Raw genomic sequence first — 14,820 nt, forward strand, 5'->3', positions numbered from 1 at the left:
CTACCCCAACCATTCATGCCAAACCAAGTCTAGCAATAAAACAAGCACTGGCAGCTGCGAGCAGCATCAGGGTCGTATAGGCATAGCCCATGGCGCGGTGCAGCCAAGGGCGCTGCACAGACCCCCATACGCGCCCATAGCGCAAAGGGGCCAAGGATGACCGCACCCATGGTGGCGGTCATGTGAATGGCGATCAGGGGAGTGAGTTGCATGTCAAAGTTTCCGTCCCAAGCGTTTCTCCACTTGTTGCTTTTCCCAATCCGCCCCAAACGGACTGAATCGCTCGAATACCACCAAAGCGTGAAACAACAAGCCCAAGCCCCAGCCCAATGCAGGATAAAAAGCCCAGTAGTAATCAATGCCTTGCCATATATTGAGGGCAAAAAGGGCGGGGATGATGATCAGGTATTGGACTAAGTGGATATAAAACCCCTTGAGTTTACGCACATGGTTGAAAGCCAACATCTCTTCATGGCTGATGCCGGGGCTCGTTGGGGGATGGGTGTCAGCGGCGGTGTTCATATCGGTCCTTTGCAGTTGTGAAAAATCAATTTCAAAAACGGCTGCCAAGGATTTCAATGATTCTGTACTGGCGTCATGCCCTTTTTCCATTCGCTGGATGGTGCGCACGCTCAGGCCACTGAGGTCTGCCAACTGTTGTTGCGACCAACCGCGTTGCAGCCTTAATTTTTGAATCAACATGAAATCTCCTAGATTGCCGAACTGCTTAATTTAGGACTCTTCTTGGGTATTGAACACGTCAGCCGTACGACAAAGGAGTGACAGAGGAGTGACAAGCTGTGATTTTGCAGGGTAGTAGCCCAGCCTAGACAAATATCTCATTTGAGAAACAAAAATGAGCGCTCAAAAGCAGGGGTCCAGATGACAGCACAAACTTCCATGTTCCACATCCGTATGGACGACGACATCAAAGAGCAGGCCACCGTGAATGCAACATGGGCGGAGTTTTTTGCTGATTTACCAAGTGCTTAAGAACCGCATCAACTTTGTTCGGGCGGGCACGCATTCTGAGTTGTTCTCTTGAGCCCGATAATTCATTAACTTTTTGTGACTTGTTTTTATACGGAATACGTCGGCGATTCTTCATGTGCCTCAAACCTTGCAATTGGAATGCCCCGATACACCTGATCCATCAGTTCACGCGGCGTGACGATGCGCATGTTATCGACCTTGTACATGCCCAGTAACACTTTGTCGCCGGTTACAAAATAATCTGCACCGGTTTGCACCGCATCGGCCAGCACCCAGCCGTCATCGGGGTCAGGACAAGGGATGGGGGCAGAGGACCGAGGAGCGACTTGCAGCAACTCTGCCACTTGTGCTAATTGGGCAGCAATCACCTCTGGCGGCACGCCCATTTTGTGGCGAAGAATTCGGGCGGTCTCACTCAACACGGTTTCACTGATGAACAGCTCTTGCCTTGTTGCTTCTTGAACCTGAAACAGCAACTGCCGACACAGCGCTGAACCTCGCAAAGCAGAAATCAACACATTGCTATCGACAAATACTTTCACAGCTTGGTGTTGCGGCTGTGGTTGATCTCGCGGCGCTCTTGCCGGTAGGCATCGCACAGCTTCATCACATCGTCATCCGAGTACACACCTGCGGCCAAGAAGTGAGGAGCCAAAGGTGTGGCGGCAGCCTCCCATTGCAGCTTGAACACATGGGCTTGCAGGGCTTGCCTTGCCAGCTCGCTTTTACTGGTGCCGGTCAGTGCTGCCAAGTTGGTTAATTGGGCCTCAAGTTCAGCGTCTAAACGTAGTGTGAGCATGCTCATGGGAATTCCTTGGTTTGTATGACATATTAATACAAATCAAGGCTTGCGCCTTGTGTATGAGGCTTCAGTTTTTGATGAGTTTAGAATAAACCCAAATTAATCAAAAGGATACGTCGTGGATTTCATGTTGCTTTTGAAAGCCGCTGTCATGGGCATCGTGGAAGGTCTGACCGAGTTTTTGCCCATCTCGTCCACCGGCCACCTCATCTTGGCGGGCGCATTGCTGGGCTTTGACGACGAGAAAGCCAAGGTGTTTGACATCGCCATTCAAACCGGCGCGATCCTCGCCGTCATCATTGTGTATTGGGAAAAAATCAAAAGCACCGTCATTGCACTGCCCACGCAACGCTTGGCACGTCGCTTTGCTTTGAATGTGCTGATTGCCTTTCTTCCTGCCGTGGTCTTGGGCCTCTTGTTTGGCAATGCCATCAAAGCGCATTTGTTCACCCCCACCGTGGTGGCGTCCACCTTCATCATCGGCGGCTTCATCATTTTGTGGGTGGAAGGCTGGGGGCGAAAACCTTTGCATGAAGGCCACCCTGACGACCATGCGCGCATCGTCAATGTGGAAAGCATGTCGCCTTTAGACGCCTTGAAGGTGGGCTTGGTGCAATGTTTGGCCATGGTGCCTGGCACCAGCCGCAGTGGCGCCACCATCATTGGCGGCATGTTGTTGGGACTCAGTCGAAAAGCCGCTACCGATTTTTCTTTTTACTTGGCCATTCCCACTCTGATAGGTGCAGGCGCATACAGCCTTTACAAAGAACGTGCCTTGCTCAGCTTGGCGGACCTGCCATTGTTTGCCGTGGGCTTGGTGTTTTCGTTCTTAAGCGCATGGGCCTGTGTGCGTTGGCTGTTGCGCTATATCTCCACGCACAACTTTGTGGTGTTTGCTTGGTACCGCATTGCGTTTGGCGTGGTGGTGTTGGCCACGGCTTACAGCGGTTGGGTGGTCTGGCAGCCTTAGGTTCTCACTACCATGGGCCCCAGCATATTCAGAATGGCAGCTTCTACGGCAGCAGCCGTGGCCAAAGGGCTTTCCATGGGAACCAAATGCGTGCCGTCAATGATGGTGACGCGGCCTTTGGAGATGCGCTTGGTGAAATCCATACCTGCCAGCTTCATCTCTTGCGAATGCCGAGCAGCTACCAAGCTGACGGGGCATTTCAGCGGATGACGTTTGATCAGCCGCTCCAAGTTGTGCGGCACGGTGTTATAGATGAGGGTTTCAATCTCGCGTGAAAAACTCAACTCTCGGCGTACTTGTCCCTCCACCGTCACTGCGTAGGTGCCGTGGGTGATGTAGTCCTCTAGCACCTGAGGTTGCCAACGCGCAAAGTTTTTCTTAGAGGCGAAATGCTGGCGCACTTCGTCCAAAGAGCCCCATTGGTTGCGACGTTTTTGACTGACGGCGCCAAGGGAATACTTGGCGGTGAATGACAACTTTTTCGATAAGTGCAACAAATTCGCCTGCCAACCCGCCACCGCAGGTGCGTCCACCATCACCACTGCATGGGCCAAGTCGGGGTACTGCGCCGCCAACATCAAACTGAGCATCCCACCCAGTGAATGGCCGACCAACACCACGGGACCGCTGTGCGCATCCACCAGCGGTTGGGCAAAGGCTTTGACCTCTTCCACCAAATGCGGCCAGTTGCTGGTCACTGGGAAAGCTGGGTTATGGCCAATTTTTTCTAAAGCATGAACTTGCAAACCACGGCGGCGCAAGTCGTTGAGCATGACGTTGTAGGTGCTTGCAGGAAAACTGTTGCCGTGGAAAAAAAGCACCAACGGGGTTCCGCTGGGCGTGGGTGGGGCAAGGGCTGGGGTCATGTGAGTTTCTTCAAGGTGTAAAGCGCATCCAGCGCTTCACGCGGAGTGAGGCTATCGGGATCGAGTTGGTTCAAGGCGGCTTGCAAAGGGCTGGGGCCGCTGTCCAAGCTTTCAGGGGGTGGGGCGAACAAATCCACTTGGGCGCGGCTGGCTTGGGCATCCGTCTCCAGCGCAGCCAAAGCGTGTTTGGCATGGTTAAGCACCGCAGTGGGCATCCCCGCCAAGCGAGCCACTTGAACGCCATAGCTTTTGCTGGCGGGGCCCGGTTGAATTTCATGCAAAAACACCACATCGTTACCGCTCTCGGCGGCGCTCACATGCACGTTCACAGCAGCGCGGTGGTTGGCTGCGAACTCGGTGAGCTCAAAGTAATGCGTGGCAAACAGGCTGTAGGCCTGCGTTTTATCGTGCAAATAGGTGGCGATGCCGCTGGCCAATGCCAAGCCATCAAAGGTAGAGGTGCCGCGACCAATCTCGTCCATCAGCACCAAGCTTTGCGGTGTGGCATTGTTCAAAATTTGCGCCCCTTCGGTCATCTCCAACATGAAGGTGGACTGGGCGTTGGCCAAGTCATCAGCTGCACCAATGCGGGTGTGGATCGCATCTATCGGCCCTAATCGGCACGCAGTAGCAGGCACATGGCTGCCCATGCTGGCCAACAACACGATGAGTGCTACTTGCCGCATATAGGTGGACTTGCCGCCCATGTTCGGCCCCGTGATGATTTGCATGCGTTGTGCGGGCCCCAACTGCGTGTCGTTGGCGATGAAACTCCCCCCCGTTTCGGCCAAGCGAGCTTGTACCACCGGATGGCGACCTTGGGTGATGCTGATGCCTGGCGTGTTCACCAACTCTGGGGCGCACCAGTTGAGGGTGAGCGAGCGTTCGCACAGCGTAGCCAACACATCCAAAGTGGACAAACCCCAAGCCACTTGGCCCAAGGCTGGTACAAAGCTTTGCAAGCTGTCGAGCAGTTGTTCGTAAAGAAACTTCTCACGTGCCAAAGCGCGGTCTTGCGCGGACAAGGCTTTGTCTTCAAAGGTTTTCAGCTCGGGCGTGATGAAGCGCTCGGCGTTCTTCAAAGTCTGGCGACGACGGTAGTTGTCGGGGACGCGGTCGAGTTGACCCTGGGTCACCTCGATGTAAAAACCATGCACCCGGTTGAATTGCACTTTGAGGTTGGCAATGCCGGTGCGCTCGCGTTCACGGGCTTCAAGCGCCAGCAAATACGCATCGCTGTTGTGCTGAATGCCTCGCAGTTCGTCCAACTCGGTATCAAAACCGTGGTTCATCACATTGCCGTCGCGCACCATGGCAGAGGGTTCAGGCAACAAAGCCGCTTGCAGCAAGGCCGCGCATTCGGGCGGAGCCAGCAAGGAGGTGGACAAGGTGTTCAGCCAAGGTGTTTGCAAAGCGGGTTCAAGCAAAGCAGGCAGGGCGCTTGTACGTTGCAGCGCTGCGCCCAGCGCCACGAGTTCGCGGGGCCGCACTTGCCGCAAAGCGATGCGAGCGCTGATGCGTTGCACATCACCCAAACCTTTGAGGGCAGTGCGAAGTTCCCGCCAGACACCCGCACCGTGTTCGCCTTGTAAAGCGGCTATGGCGTCCAAGCGTTGCTGGGCAATACTTCGTTCTCGTGGCGGCTCCAACAACCAGCGTTTCAACAAGCGACCGCCCATGCCGGTCATGCAGGTGTCCATTAAGGAAAACAGCGTGGGGCTGTCTTCACCGCGCAGGGTTTGCGTGAGTTCCAGATTGCGCCGCGTGGTGGCGGGCAGGTCTATGCGTTCTTCGTTGCGTTCCACCCGCACCTTTTGCACATGGCTCAGGCTGCGCCCTTGGGTGTGTTCAGCGTAAGCCAGCAGGGCGGACGCGGCGGCGTGGGCTTGTGTCAGGTCTTGCGCTTGCCAAGCAGTCAGGCTAGCTGCATGGAGCTGCGCCAGCAATTTGCGTTGCCCCAAGGCGCTGTCAAACTCCCATGCAGGGCGTTCGCTTTTCACAGTGGCAGAAGTCAGCAAGGCTTGCAGGTGCTTGGGGAAGTCGCTGCTGTAAATCACTTCGCTGGGGGCGATGCGGGCAATCCACGCGGGCAGTTCATCTGAGGCGCATTCGGCCAAGCGAAGCTCGCCCTCGGTCACGCTCAGCCACGCCAAGCCGCAGCCTTGCGCCTTGCCTGCTCGCTCGCTGGCGTGAACGGCCAGCACATAAGCCTCGGTTTTGTCGTTCAAGAGTTCAGCATCAGTCAGCGTGCCAGGCGTCACCACCCGCACCACTTTGCGTTCTACAGGTCCTTTGCCACCCACTTCGCCCACTTGCTCGCAGATGGCCACCGACTCACCCAGTTTGATCAGCTTGGCCAAGTAGTTGTCCACCGCGTGAAACGGCACTCCAGCCATCACCACCGGCTTGCCCGCCGATTGGCCGCGTTGGGTGAGCGTGATGTCCATCAGCCGTGCGGCTTTTTCGGCGTCTTCAAAAAACAGCTCGTAAAAATCCCCCATGCGGTAGAACAGCAAGGTGTGGGGAAAGTCCGCTTTGAGGCCCAGGTACTGGGCGATCATGGGGGTGTGACCTGAGGGGTCTGACATGCGTGTTAATCGGTAAGAAGAATTTTTTGTTAGAAACAGCTTGCTAATCTGCGCATTATCTGACCATAGACTTAGATTCAAGCTTTTTGTATAAATTGTGCGCTGTTCACCAAAGTCTTTTCACTTTTTAGACTTCACCACAGAATGAATTTAGCAAGGGTCAACTGGAGAAAACTGTGGTTAAAAGAATGGACGTCATGGGCAGTGAAATCACCGTCACTTCCCAAAACGGGCAAGACTATATTTGCTTGACAGACATGGTGAAAGCCAAGGACGGCGAGTTTTTCATATCGGATTGGTTACGCAACAGGAATACGATCGAATTCTTAGGTATCTGGGAGACGGTTTACAACGCCAGTTTTAATCATGGCGAATTCGCCACAATTAAAACTCAAGCGGGATTGAACAGTTACAGGCTGAGTGTGAAAGAGTGGACTCAAAAGACCCGCGCCATCGGTATTGAAGCCACTGCGGGGCGCTATGGCGGTACTTATGCCCACAGGGATATTGCCTTTGAATTTGGCATGTGGATCAGCCCCAAATTCAAGATTTACCTCATCAAAGAATTTCAGCGCTTGAAGGATGATGAGTCTCGTGCTGCTTCTTTGGAATGGAATTTTCAGCGAACACTGTCCAAAGTGAATTACAAAATCCACACTGATGCGATCAAGGAACACCTGATTCCACCTTTGATCACCTCAGCCCAAGCCCAAAGCGTTTATGCCAGCGAAGCAGACCTTTTGAATGTGGCTTTATTCGGGAAAACGGCTTCTCAGTGGCGAGAAGCCAACCATCATCTTGAGGGCAATATGCGAGACCACGCAGGACTGGAGCAGCTGGTGGTGTTGTCTAACTTGGAAAGCATCAACGCTGTATTTATTCACCAGGGCCTAACTGCCGCCAATCGCTTGAAACAACTTAACGTAATCGCCATATCGCAAATGCGCTCACTGGTTGGCGTCAAGTCGATCCAAAAGCTTCAAAATTAACTACTCGCCGTCAGCCAAATCTTTGCGCAGCTGCCCAATCAACTCGGCGGCCTCGGCTTTGTCTTCGACGCTGGCGAACTTGGAGTACTTATGCAGCAGCGTCACCAGTTGGGCATAAATTTTCGGGTTGGCCGCCATACATTCACGTTGGTGCAAATAGTCGGCGTCACCGGTGAAGTTGCCCACCAAACCACCCGCTTCGGTGATCAGCAAGCTGCCGGCTGCCATGTCCCAAGGGTGCAAACCGGTTTCAAAAAAACCATCGCAGAACCCTGCAGCCACATAGGCCAAGTCAAGGGCAGCAGCGCCTGGGCGGCGCAAGCCAGCCGTGCGTTTCATCACCTCGGACATGAGCTTCAAGTAAGTAGCGTAATCGTCGTCAGGGCGAAACGGAAAACCCGTGCTGATGAGGCACTCTTGCAAGCGTATGCGTTTGCTCACCCGCAGTCGTCGGTCGTTCATGAAGGCACCGCGTCCGCGTGTAGAGGTGAACAAATCGTTGCGGGTGGGGTCGTACACCACGGCTTGCTCGATGCGACCTTTGCTTTGCAAGGCGATGCTGATGCAATAAAACGGAAAACCGTGAATAAAGTTGGTGGTGCCGTCCAAAGGGTCGATGATCCAAATGTGCTCGGACTGCGGGTTGCCACGTGTTTGACCGGACTCCTCGGCCAAGATGCCGTGGTCGGGGTAGGCCGTCAGCAAGGTGTCGATGATGATGTTTTCGCTGGCTTGGTCGACTTCGGTGACAAAGTCATTGGCCATTTTTTGCGAGACACGAACCGACTCTACGTCTAGCGCCGCGCGGTTGATGATGACACCCGCAGCACGGGCAGCCTTGATGGCCACGTTCAGCATGGGGTGGATAGACGAGGAAGAAGCGATCATGGGAGTGGGCAGCAGGCCTGTGTTGTGCGCAGAAGTGCTGCGTGAGAAACCAAAAAAACACGCCCGGCAAAGCGGGCGGCGACAATAGCCTTCATTTTAGACCCTATGCACACCCGCTTCATCCTGATCGAAACCAGCCACGCCGGCAATGTCGGTGCGACAGCCCGCGCCATGCGGGTCATGGGCTTTGACGACTTGGTGTTGGTGGCCCCGCGCTGGGCCAATGTGCTGCGCCGCGAGGAAACCATCCAACGTGCCAGCGGTGCTTTGGATGTGTTGGAGAGAGCCCGCATCGTTGCCACCTTGGACGAGGCCTTAGACGGCATGACACACATGTGCGCTACCGCCATGACGCCGCGGGACTTCGGTCCACCCACCCGCTCGCCGCGTGAGCACTTCGCCAACATCGCCACACCCCAAGGGGGGGGAGGGATGGCGTTTTTGTTTGGCTCCGAACGCTTTGGCATGAAAAACGAGGACGTCTACCGCTGCCACGCGGCTTTGAGCATCCCGACGGACCCGCGTTTTGGTTCTTTGAATTTAGCCAGCGCCGTGCAGGTGGTGGCTTACGAGTGGCGCTTGGCCTTGGGTGGTTTTGCGGTGCAAGACGCGACCACTCCACCCAGCCATGCAGACGCCGCTCAGGTGGCAGGGATGCTGAAGCACCTTGAGAAGTCGTTGGTAGACATTGGTTTTTTAGACCCCGCTGCCCCTAAAAAACTCATGCCGCGCTTGAACCAGTTGTTTAACCGCGCGGGTTTAAGCGAAGAAGAAGTCCATATCTTGCGAGGTATTGCCAAGGCCATGGCGCAGTCTGCCAAAGGAAAAAGTTAGACTCTTTGTATGTTTTCAAGAATACGTGCCGACGCCCAAACCATCCTCGACCGTGACCCCGCTGCCCGTGGTTGGTTGGAGGTGCTGACCTGCTACCCAGGCCTACACGCCTTGTTGTTTCACCGCATAGCCCATGCTTGCTGGGAGGGTGGACTGTTTTGGCTGGGGCGGTTTATTTCGCACCTTTCACGGTTTTTCACCGGTATTGAAATTCACCCAGGGGCTGTCATTGGCGAGCGGGTGTTTTTCGACCATGCTATGGGCGTGGTGGTGGGTGAAACCGCTGAAATAGGCGACGGCTGCACGATTTACCAAGGCGTGACCTTGGGCGGCACCTCCCTCTACAAAGGTGCCAAGCGCCACCCCACTTTAGGCAAAGACGTGGTGGTCAGCGCTGGCGCCAAAGTCTTGGGCGGCTTCACCGTGGGCGACGGCGCCAAGATAGGCAGCAACGCGGTGGTCATCAAGCCTGTGCCTGCGGGTGCCACGGCGGTGGGCATTCCAGCTCGCATCATTCAAAGCCAAGTTGGCGAAAGCGCTGATGTGGCCAAACCCAAAGCCACATTCAGCGCTTATGGCATCACCCAAGACGATGACCCTGTCAGTCAAGCCCTGCGCGGGCTTATTGACTACACGGTAGAGCAAGACAAACAAATCGCCTTGCTTTGGCAGGCTTTGGCGAAATTGGCCTCATCCGCCCCCGGAGTTGAAGACTTTGTCCCTAAAGAAGCGGCAAAATTTGCCCATTTAGAAATTGAAAAACTCAATAAATTGATAGATTAATCACGATTTAGAAGTTTAAATAAAGACTTTGTTAATTTTGACGATATTTGGGCATGGCTAATTTCATCAAACTTCACCCCCACTATCTGATGTTGGTGAGGCACCACCCAGAAACCTTTGTGGGTAAGCTGTCCTTTAGCGTGGAGCAATACGGCTTGATCCTTCACGACTTCGTGTTTGATTTACAACTCACCCCTCCCAACGAGCACTACGAGCATTGGCGCTTTATTTGCGAAGAGCCTGCCCAACTCAATGTGCCCAACTTTGTGCTGTTTTTAATGTCTATTGAGCACTATATTTTCACGACCTTGAAGTTTTCGCCTATAGAAGCTGTCCAAGTTGCTGAAGCTCCCAAGAAGGGCATCATGAAGGTCTTTTCACCGAAGAAAGAGCCGTTTCGCTTGTTTTTCAAAGATATCTTCTTTGATATCCACACAAACGACCTCAAGCAAAAACACAAGTAGACCCTGTCAGTGACTTAACGGTCATTGTGCAGGCGGTCTTATGGCCGACTTAGGTCTGAAGGCCTTGCAAACTTCATCTTGCGTTTGCAGATAAGGACCACCTATCAGGTCTATGCAATAAGGCACGGCGGCAAAAATTCCATTCACCAGCACCTGCCCCTGCGCGTTTTTCAAGCCTCCCAAGGTCTCGGTGATGGACTTGGGCTGGCCGGGCAAGTTGATGATCAAGCTTTTGCCCCGAATGACCGCTACTTGCCGAGACAAAATAGCTGTTGGCACAAAGTGCAGACTGATTTGCCGCATTTGCTCGCCAAAGCCTGGCATTTCTTTGTCTGCCACGGCCAGCGTCGCCTCGGGCGTGACGTCGCGTGGCGAGGGACCTGTTCCACCGGTGGTTAAAACCATTGCACAGCCTGCATCCACCAACTCGATCAAGGTTTGGCTGATTTGCGCTTGCTCGTCGGGAATCAAGCGTGACTCAAATTCCAAGGGGTTGTGCAGCGCCGAACGCAGCCAAGCCTGCAAGGTGGGCAAGCCCTTGTCTTCGTAGACCCCGCTGGAGGCGCGGTCGCTGATGGAGACGATGCCGATGCGAACCTTGTCTAAACCGTCAACGGTGGTCATACACACGCTCTTCTTGGGCTTGTTGCGACTGCAGCAAATGCTGCCTGAGGATTTGAAAAATATCGCGGTAAGCACGACCTTGTCGTGGGTGCAGACCTTGTGAAACCGCAGCTTTGTCGGGCAGGCCATCTTTGCGTGCTTGGCGCAGCAAGGCACGCAATTGCTGACTGTCGGTGCCAGGGTAGCTGCTCTGCCACTCTTCCATGGCGCTGTCATCTTTGAGCAAGCGCTCCCTCCAAGCTTCTGCCAGATGCAGCAACTGGGTTTCTTCGGCGCTGCCGTTGTGCTGCACGCTCAGGGCGTCACGCATGGCCTCCACTTGGGTGCTGTCGAGCTTGCGCATGAGCTTGCCCACATACTGCATTTGGCGGCGTTTGCCCTCGAAATCGGTGATTTTTTTGGCGCTCAGCACTGCTTCGTGCAACAAATCAGGCAGGTGACCCAGTGTCAGCAACTGTTGCATCAAGTCGGTGCGCAAGTCCAGCAAGTCCTCACCGAGTTTTTGTAACTCGTTACTTTCTCGTTTTAAATCGGTTTTGCTAATGAGGTCGTCGCCCTTGACCTCGCGTTTGAGTGCCAAGTCGAGTTCGCTGCCTTCAGCAACAAAATGACCTTTAACGTAATAACCTTTGGTGGGCTTGCGCGACATGAAGACTTCCTCTGCCAAGTATCATAGCCGCCGATATGAACCCATCTTCTAAAACCTCTACCCCAACGTCCTCAGCTCTTTCTGGCTTTAGCCACAGCCGAGCCCAGTTTGAACATTTGGTTGACAGTGCCATCGCCCATGCCAAGCACCTGGGTGCCACCGATGCTGCTGCTGAAGCCTCCGAGGGCTGCGGTCTGAGCGTGTCGGTGCGCAAGGGCGAGCTTGAAAACGTCGAGCGCAACCGCGACAAATCTTTGGGCATCACTGTCTATGTCGGACAGCGCCGTGGCAACGCCAGCACCTCCGATTTTTCGCAAGCGGCCATCGAGCGTACCGTGCAAGCGGCGTTTGACATTGCCCGCTTCACCGCCGAAGACCCTTTTGCCGCTTTGCCCGAAGAGGGCTTGATCGCCCATGAACATCGCGATCTGGATTTGTTCCACCCTTGGGCGATTGACAGCGAGGGTGCCACCGAGTTGGCGCTGCGTTGCGAAGCCGCTGCCCTGGCTACCGACAAGCAAATCACCAACAGCGAAGGCGCTAGCGTCTCCGCGCAGCAAAGCCATTTTTTCAGCGCCCACACCCATGGTTTTCGCGGCGGTTACGCCAGTTCTAGGCACAGCCTGTCAGTTGCTCCCATCGCTGGCAAGGGCGACGATATGCAACGAGACTATTGGTACAGCTCGATGCGCCACGCAGGCGATTTGGCCTCTCCCGAAGCGGTGGGACGCTACGCTGCGCATCGCGCTTTAAGTCGCTTGCATTCGCGAAAGTTGGCTACCACCAGCTGCCCCGTGTTGTTTGAGTCCCCCCTGGCTTCGGGTTTGCTGGGTGGTTTGGTCCACGCCATAAGCGGCGGAGCGCTTTACCGCCAAAGCAGTTTCTTGATGGACTCATTGGGCAAACAAGTAGCCGCCAAGCATCTGCAGGTCAGTGAAGACCCGTTTGTGATGCGCGGCAAAGGCAGTTCGCCCTTTGACCAAGAAGGCGTCAAAGTGCAGGCGCGGCAGGTTTTGCACAACGGGCAGGTCGAGGGCTACTTCCTCTCTAGCTACTCCGCGCGAAAACTGGGGATGCAAACCACGGGCAATGCGGGTGGCTCGCACAACTTAGTGATGACCTCAAGCCTTACCCGCCACAGCGACGACTTAGACGCCATGTTGCGCAAACTCGGCACAGGCTTGTTTGTGATTGAGCTCATGGGGCAGGGCATCAACTATGTCACCGGCGATTACTCTCGCGGAGCGAGCGGATTTTGGGTGGAAAACGGTCAAATTGCCTACCCTGTTCAGGAAATCACCATCGCGGGCAACTTGAAAGACATGCTGCTGGGCATAGAGGCGGTGGGAAGCGACGCCTACACCTATGGAGGCAAGACCGTGGGCTCGGTGCTGATCAACCGCATGAAAGTAGCGGGCGCCTAAAAACTGCCTGACTGGCTTACTGGGTCAGGACCACCAAGGCGTTGTCTTCCCAATGCGCCCATAAGCGTTGGCCCTCTTCGAGGTTTTCGTGGTCTTGGTCACGGTCGGTGTTGGTCACCGACACCTTGAGCCTGCGGTTGCCCTCTATGCGCAAGCTGTAGCTGGTGTGGCTGCCAAAGTAAGACCAATCTTCTAAGACACACGGCATGGCGTTGTTTTTCTTTTGGGGGTCTTCAAGGCTTAGCACGACTTTTTCAGGGCGCAAGGCGATGCTGACTTGCATCCCTAAGCTACCGCTGATGCCATGACTGACATAGAAGTCGCCGCTGGCGCTGCTGATGACCACGTGGTCGGCTTCGTACTCAGTGACCTCGCCATCGAACAGGTTTACATTGCCCACAAAGTCGGCCACAAAGCGGCAATTGGGGCTTTCGTAGACTTCATTGGGCGTACCCACTTGCAGCAAGCTTCCCTCGCTCATGACGGCGATGCGATCGGCCATGGTCATGGCCTCGTCTTGGTCATGGGTGACCATCACACAAGTTACACCCACTTGTTTGATGATGTTGACCAACTCCACTTGGGTTTGCTCACGCAACTTTTTGTCCAAAGCGCCCAAGGGTTCGTCGAGCATCAAAAGCTGAGGACGTTTGGCTAAGCTGCGTGCCAAAGCCACGCGTTGCTGTTGCCCTCCAGACAGCTGATGAGGACTGCGTTGGGCAAATTTTTGCAATTGCACCAGTTGCAGCATATCTTCTACGCGCTGGTTCAATTCGTCTTTGGCCACCCCATCGCGGCGCAGACCAAACGCCACGTTGTCCCATACATTCATGTGGGGAAACAGAGCGTAGGACTGGAACATCATGTTCATGGGGCGCTCGTAAGGGGGCAGGTCGGTGACATCTTGGTCCGCCAACCATACCCGCCCTGCGGTGGGCGTTTCAAAACCCGCCAACATGCGCAGCAAAGTGGACTTGCCGCAACCGGATGCGCCCAGCAAGGCAAAAATCTCACCTCGGTGGATGCTCAGGTCAATATTGTCGACAGCCAAGGTGTAACCAAAGCGTTTAGTCAGACCTTCTATGCGCAAAAAAACATCTGTCTCGTTCATGGCCTGCGACTATAGAGCAAACGCTTTAGCCAGCCAGCGCGGCCTTCACCGCCGCGCTCACCAAACCCATGTCTGCTTTGCCAGCCAAGCGGGTTTTGACAGCCCCCATGACCTTGCCCATGTCGCCGGGGCCTTTGGCCCCCACATCGGCCACGATGGCGGCCACTTCGGCTTGGATTTCTTCAGCACTTAAGCGCTTGGGCAAATAGACCTCTAGAACCGCTATTTCGGCGATTTCCACGTCGGCCAAATCTTGGCGCTGGGCACTTTGGTAGGCGGCCACCGAGTCTTTTCGTTGCTTAATGAGTTTGTCAAGGATGGCAATGATTGCGGCGTCATCGAGTTCGATGCGCTCGTCAACCTCTTTTTGCTTCATCGCCGCTTGTAACAGGCGAATGGTGCCCAAGCGAACGCTGTCTTTGGCACGCATGGCGGTTTTCATGTCTTCGGTGATTTGGGCTTTGAGGCTCATGACGGCTTTCTAAAAGTCAGACAAAAAAAAGGCCCGCGCGGTTGAAGCCGGCGAGCCAGGTCTTGCGCCAAGGCAGACCGAGATCAGTACAGTTTCTTGGGCAACTGCATGCTGCGAACACGCTTGTAGTGGCGTTTCACGGCAGCGGCTTTTTTGCGCTTACGCTCGGCGGTGGGTTTTTCGTAGAACTCGCGGGCACGCAAGTCGGTGAGCAAGCCCAGCTTTTCGATGGTTCGCTTAAAGCGTCGTAAAGCGACGTCAAAGGGTTCGTTTTCTTTTACACGGATGGTGGTCATTGACAACAATTTTCAAAATGTGCTTCCAAACTTTGAAGAAGATCGGACTTCAAAATCTGGGTAAGCG

General features: G+C 54.7%; 18 protein-coding genes. 6 read left to right on the forward strand and 12 right to left on the reverse strand.

Annotated features, from left to right (window positions below):
• Positions 1-29: 29 nt before the first annotated feature.
• From AC9UEO_RS06920 to AC9UEO_RS06935, 4 genes are all read right to left on the reverse strand, one after another.
• Positions 30-212: a hypothetical protein gene (locus AC9UEO_RS06920; protein ID WP_509531383.1), complete on the reverse strand. Its 183-nt coding sequence runs from the start codon at positions 210-212 to the stop codon at positions 30-32.
• A 1-nt stretch (position 213) separates the two neighbouring features.
• Entirely contained in the window at positions 214-702 is a 489-nt protein-coding gene (locus AC9UEO_RS06925; protein ID WP_509531385.1) for a 2TM domain-containing protein, read from the reverse strand.
• 377 nt (positions 703-1,079) lie between these two features.
• Entirely contained in the window at positions 1,080-1,535 is a 456-nt protein-coding gene (locus tag AC9UEO_RS06930; RefSeq protein ID WP_509531387.1) for a putative toxin-antitoxin system toxin component, PIN family, read from the reverse strand.
• The gene (locus tag AC9UEO_RS06935; RefSeq protein ID WP_509531389.1) at positions 1,532-1,798 is read right to left on the reverse strand and encodes a ribbon-helix-helix protein, CopG family; all 267 of its coding nucleotides are present in this window, start codon (positions 1,796-1,798) and stop codon (positions 1,532-1,534) included. Before AC9UEO_RS06935 ends, AC9UEO_RS06930 begins: the two co-directional genes overlap by 4 nt.
• Before the next feature lie 115 nt (positions 1,799-1,913).
• Here AC9UEO_RS06935 and AC9UEO_RS06940 point away from each other — a divergent pair, with 115 nt between their 5' ends.
• Positions 1,914-2,765, forward strand: a complete 852-nt coding sequence (locus AC9UEO_RS06940; RefSeq protein ID WP_509531391.1) for an undecaprenyl-diphosphate phosphatase — start codon at positions 1,914-1,916, stop codon at positions 2,763-2,765.
• Here AC9UEO_RS06940 and AC9UEO_RS06945 read toward each other — a convergent pair.
• Both AC9UEO_RS06945 and mutS read right to left on the reverse strand, forming a co-directional pair.
• Positions 2,762-3,631, reverse strand: a complete 870-nt coding sequence (locus tag AC9UEO_RS06945; protein ID WP_509531393.1) for an alpha/beta hydrolase — start codon at positions 3,629-3,631, stop codon at positions 2,762-2,764. The two genes, AC9UEO_RS06940 and AC9UEO_RS06945, sit on opposite strands and share 4 nt — an antisense overlap.
• The gene (mutS, locus tag AC9UEO_RS06950) at positions 3,628-6,219 is read right to left on the reverse strand and encodes a DNA mismatch repair protein MutS (RefSeq protein ID WP_509531395.1); all 2,592 of its coding nucleotides are present in this window, start codon (positions 6,217-6,219) and stop codon (positions 3,628-3,630) included. The genes AC9UEO_RS06945 and mutS overlap by 4 nt, the downstream gene beginning before the upstream one ends.
• Before the next feature lie 176 nt (positions 6,220-6,395).
• Between mutS and AC9UEO_RS06955 the strand changes: the two genes are divergently transcribed.
• A complete protein-coding gene (locus AC9UEO_RS06955; RefSeq protein WP_509531397.1) occupies positions 6,396-7,208 on the forward strand; it encodes a KilA-N domain-containing protein in 813 nt (270 codons plus the stop codon).
• On the opposite strand, the gene AC9UEO_RS06960 is transcribed toward AC9UEO_RS06955, so the two are convergent.
• Positions 7,209-8,096: an inositol monophosphatase family protein gene (locus AC9UEO_RS06960; RefSeq protein WP_509531399.1), complete on the reverse strand. Its 888-nt coding sequence runs from the start codon at positions 8,094-8,096 to the stop codon at positions 7,209-7,211. It lies immediately after the preceding gene.
• A 105-nt stretch (positions 8,097-8,201) separates the two neighbouring features.
• On the opposite strand from AC9UEO_RS06960, the gene AC9UEO_RS06965 reads away from it, so the two are divergent.
• The 3 genes from AC9UEO_RS06965 to AC9UEO_RS06975 are packed head-to-tail and all read left to right on the forward strand — an operon-like array spanning position 8,202 to position 10,177.
• A complete protein-coding gene (locus tag AC9UEO_RS06965) occupies positions 8,202-8,930 on the forward strand; it encodes an RNA methyltransferase (RefSeq protein WP_509531401.1) in 729 nt (242 codons plus the stop codon).
• A gap of 9 nt (positions 8,931-8,939) precedes the next feature.
• Positions 8,940-9,713, forward strand: a complete 774-nt coding sequence (gene cysE / locus AC9UEO_RS06970; protein WP_509531403.1) for a serine O-acetyltransferase — start codon at positions 8,940-8,942, stop codon at positions 9,711-9,713.
• A gap of 53 nt (positions 9,714-9,766) precedes the next feature.
• Complete coding sequence (locus AC9UEO_RS06975; RefSeq protein WP_509531405.1) at positions 9,767-10,177, forward strand: hypothetical protein; 411 nt, start codon at positions 9,767-9,769, stop codon at positions 10,175-10,177.
• A gap of 21 nt (positions 10,178-10,198) precedes the next feature.
• Here the strand turns inward: AC9UEO_RS06975 and mog are convergent, their stop codons facing one another.
• Both mog and yjgA read right to left on the reverse strand, forming a co-directional pair.
• Complete coding sequence (gene mog, locus AC9UEO_RS06980; protein WP_509531407.1) at positions 10,199-10,801, reverse strand: molybdopterin adenylyltransferase; 603 nt, start codon at positions 10,799-10,801, stop codon at positions 10,199-10,201.
• Positions 10,788-11,450, reverse strand: a complete 663-nt coding sequence (gene yjgA, locus AC9UEO_RS06985; protein WP_509531409.1) for a ribosome biogenesis factor YjgA — start codon at positions 11,448-11,450, stop codon at positions 10,788-10,790. The genes mog and yjgA overlap by 14 nt, the downstream gene beginning before the upstream one ends.
• A gap of 35 nt (positions 11,451-11,485) precedes the next feature.
• Between yjgA and pmbA the strand changes: the two genes are divergently transcribed.
• A complete protein-coding gene (gene pmbA / locus AC9UEO_RS06990; protein WP_509531411.1) occupies positions 11,486-12,874 on the forward strand; it encodes a metalloprotease PmbA in 1,389 nt (462 codons plus the stop codon).
• A 16-nt stretch (positions 12,875-12,890) separates the two neighbouring features.
• Here pmbA and AC9UEO_RS06995 read toward each other — a convergent pair whose 3' ends face one another.
• The 3 genes from AC9UEO_RS06995 to rpsU all read right to left on the reverse strand — a co-directional run bounded on the left by AC9UEO_RS06995 (position 12,891) and on the right by rpsU (position 14,753).
• The gene (locus AC9UEO_RS06995; protein WP_509531413.1) at positions 12,891-13,985 is read right to left on the reverse strand and encodes an ABC transporter ATP-binding protein; all 1,095 of its coding nucleotides are present in this window, start codon (positions 13,983-13,985) and stop codon (positions 12,891-12,893) included.
• A gap of 25 nt (positions 13,986-14,010) precedes the next feature.
• Complete coding sequence (locus AC9UEO_RS07000; RefSeq protein WP_509531415.1) at positions 14,011-14,457, reverse strand: GatB/YqeY domain-containing protein; 447 nt, start codon at positions 14,455-14,457, stop codon at positions 14,011-14,013.
• An 83-nt stretch (positions 14,458-14,540) separates the two neighbouring features.
• Positions 14,541-14,753 carry a 30S ribosomal protein S21 gene (gene rpsU / locus AC9UEO_RS07005; protein WP_007833691.1) on the reverse strand — a complete coding sequence of 71 codons (213 nt, stop codon included), beginning with the start codon at positions 14,751-14,753 and terminating at the stop codon, positions 14,541-14,543.
• Positions 14,754-14,820 lie beyond the last annotated feature (67 nt).

The sequence above is a fragment of the Limnohabitans sp. genome, assembly GCF_040401495.1.
Lineage (GTDB): Bacteria > Pseudomonadota > Gammaproteobacteria > Burkholderiales > Burkholderiaceae_C > Limnohabitans.

What these genes read in the sequence shown, in the direction of transcription:
- AC9UEO_RS06925 (WP_509531385.1), bottom strand. Translation starts at nt 702, where the DNA reads ATGTTGATTCAAAAATTAAGGCTGCAACGCGGTTGGTCGCAACAACAG.
- AC9UEO_RS06920 (WP_509531383.1), bottom strand. Translation starts at nt 212, where the DNA reads ATGCAACTCACTCCCCTGATCGCCATTCACATGACCGCCACCATGGGT.
- AC9UEO_RS06995 (WP_509531413.1), bottom strand. Translation starts at nt 13,985, where the DNA reads ATGAACGAGACAGATGTTTTTTTGCGCATAGAAGGTCTGACTAAACGC.
- mog (WP_509531407.1), bottom strand. Translation starts at nt 10,801, where the DNA reads ATGACCACCGTTGACGGTTTAGACAAGGTTCGCATCGGCATCGTCTCC.
- AC9UEO_RS06975 (WP_509531405.1), top strand. Translation starts at nt 9,767, where the DNA reads ATGGCTAATTTCATCAAACTTCACCCCCACTATCTGATGTTGGTGAGG.
- AC9UEO_RS06945 (WP_509531393.1), bottom strand. Translation starts at nt 3,631, where the DNA reads ATGACCCCAGCCCTTGCCCCACCCACGCCCAGCGGAACCCCGTTGGTG.
- cysE (WP_509531403.1), top strand. Translation starts at nt 8,940, where the DNA reads ATGTTTTCAAGAATACGTGCCGACGCCCAAACCATCCTCGACCGTGAC.
- AC9UEO_RS07000 (WP_509531415.1), bottom strand. Translation starts at nt 14,457, where the DNA reads ATGAGCCTCAAAGCCCAAATCACCGAAGACATGAAAACCGCCATGCGT.
- AC9UEO_RS06960 (WP_509531399.1), bottom strand. Translation starts at nt 8,096, where the DNA reads ATGATCGCTTCTTCCTCGTCTATCCACCCCATGCTGAACGTGGCCATC.
- pmbA (WP_509531411.1), top strand. Translation starts at nt 11,486, where the DNA reads ATGAACCCATCTTCTAAAACCTCTACCCCAACGTCCTCAGCTCTTTCT.
- rpsU (WP_007833691.1), bottom strand. Translation starts at nt 14,753, where the DNA reads ATGACCACCATCCGTGTAAAAGAAAACGAACCCTTTGACGTCGCTTTA.
- yjgA (WP_509531409.1), bottom strand. Translation starts at nt 11,450, where the DNA reads ATGTCGCGCAAGCCCACCAAAGGTTATTACGTTAAAGGTCATTTTGTT.
- AC9UEO_RS06965 (WP_509531401.1), top strand. Translation starts at nt 8,202, where the DNA reads ATGCACACCCGCTTCATCCTGATCGAAACCAGCCACGCCGGCAATGTC.
- AC9UEO_RS06935 (WP_509531389.1), bottom strand. Translation starts at nt 1,798, where the DNA reads ATGAGCATGCTCACACTACGTTTAGACGCTGAACTTGAGGCCCAATTA.
- mutS (WP_509531395.1), bottom strand. Translation starts at nt 6,219, where the DNA reads ATGTCAGACCCCTCAGGTCACACCCCCATGATCGCCCAGTACCTGGGC.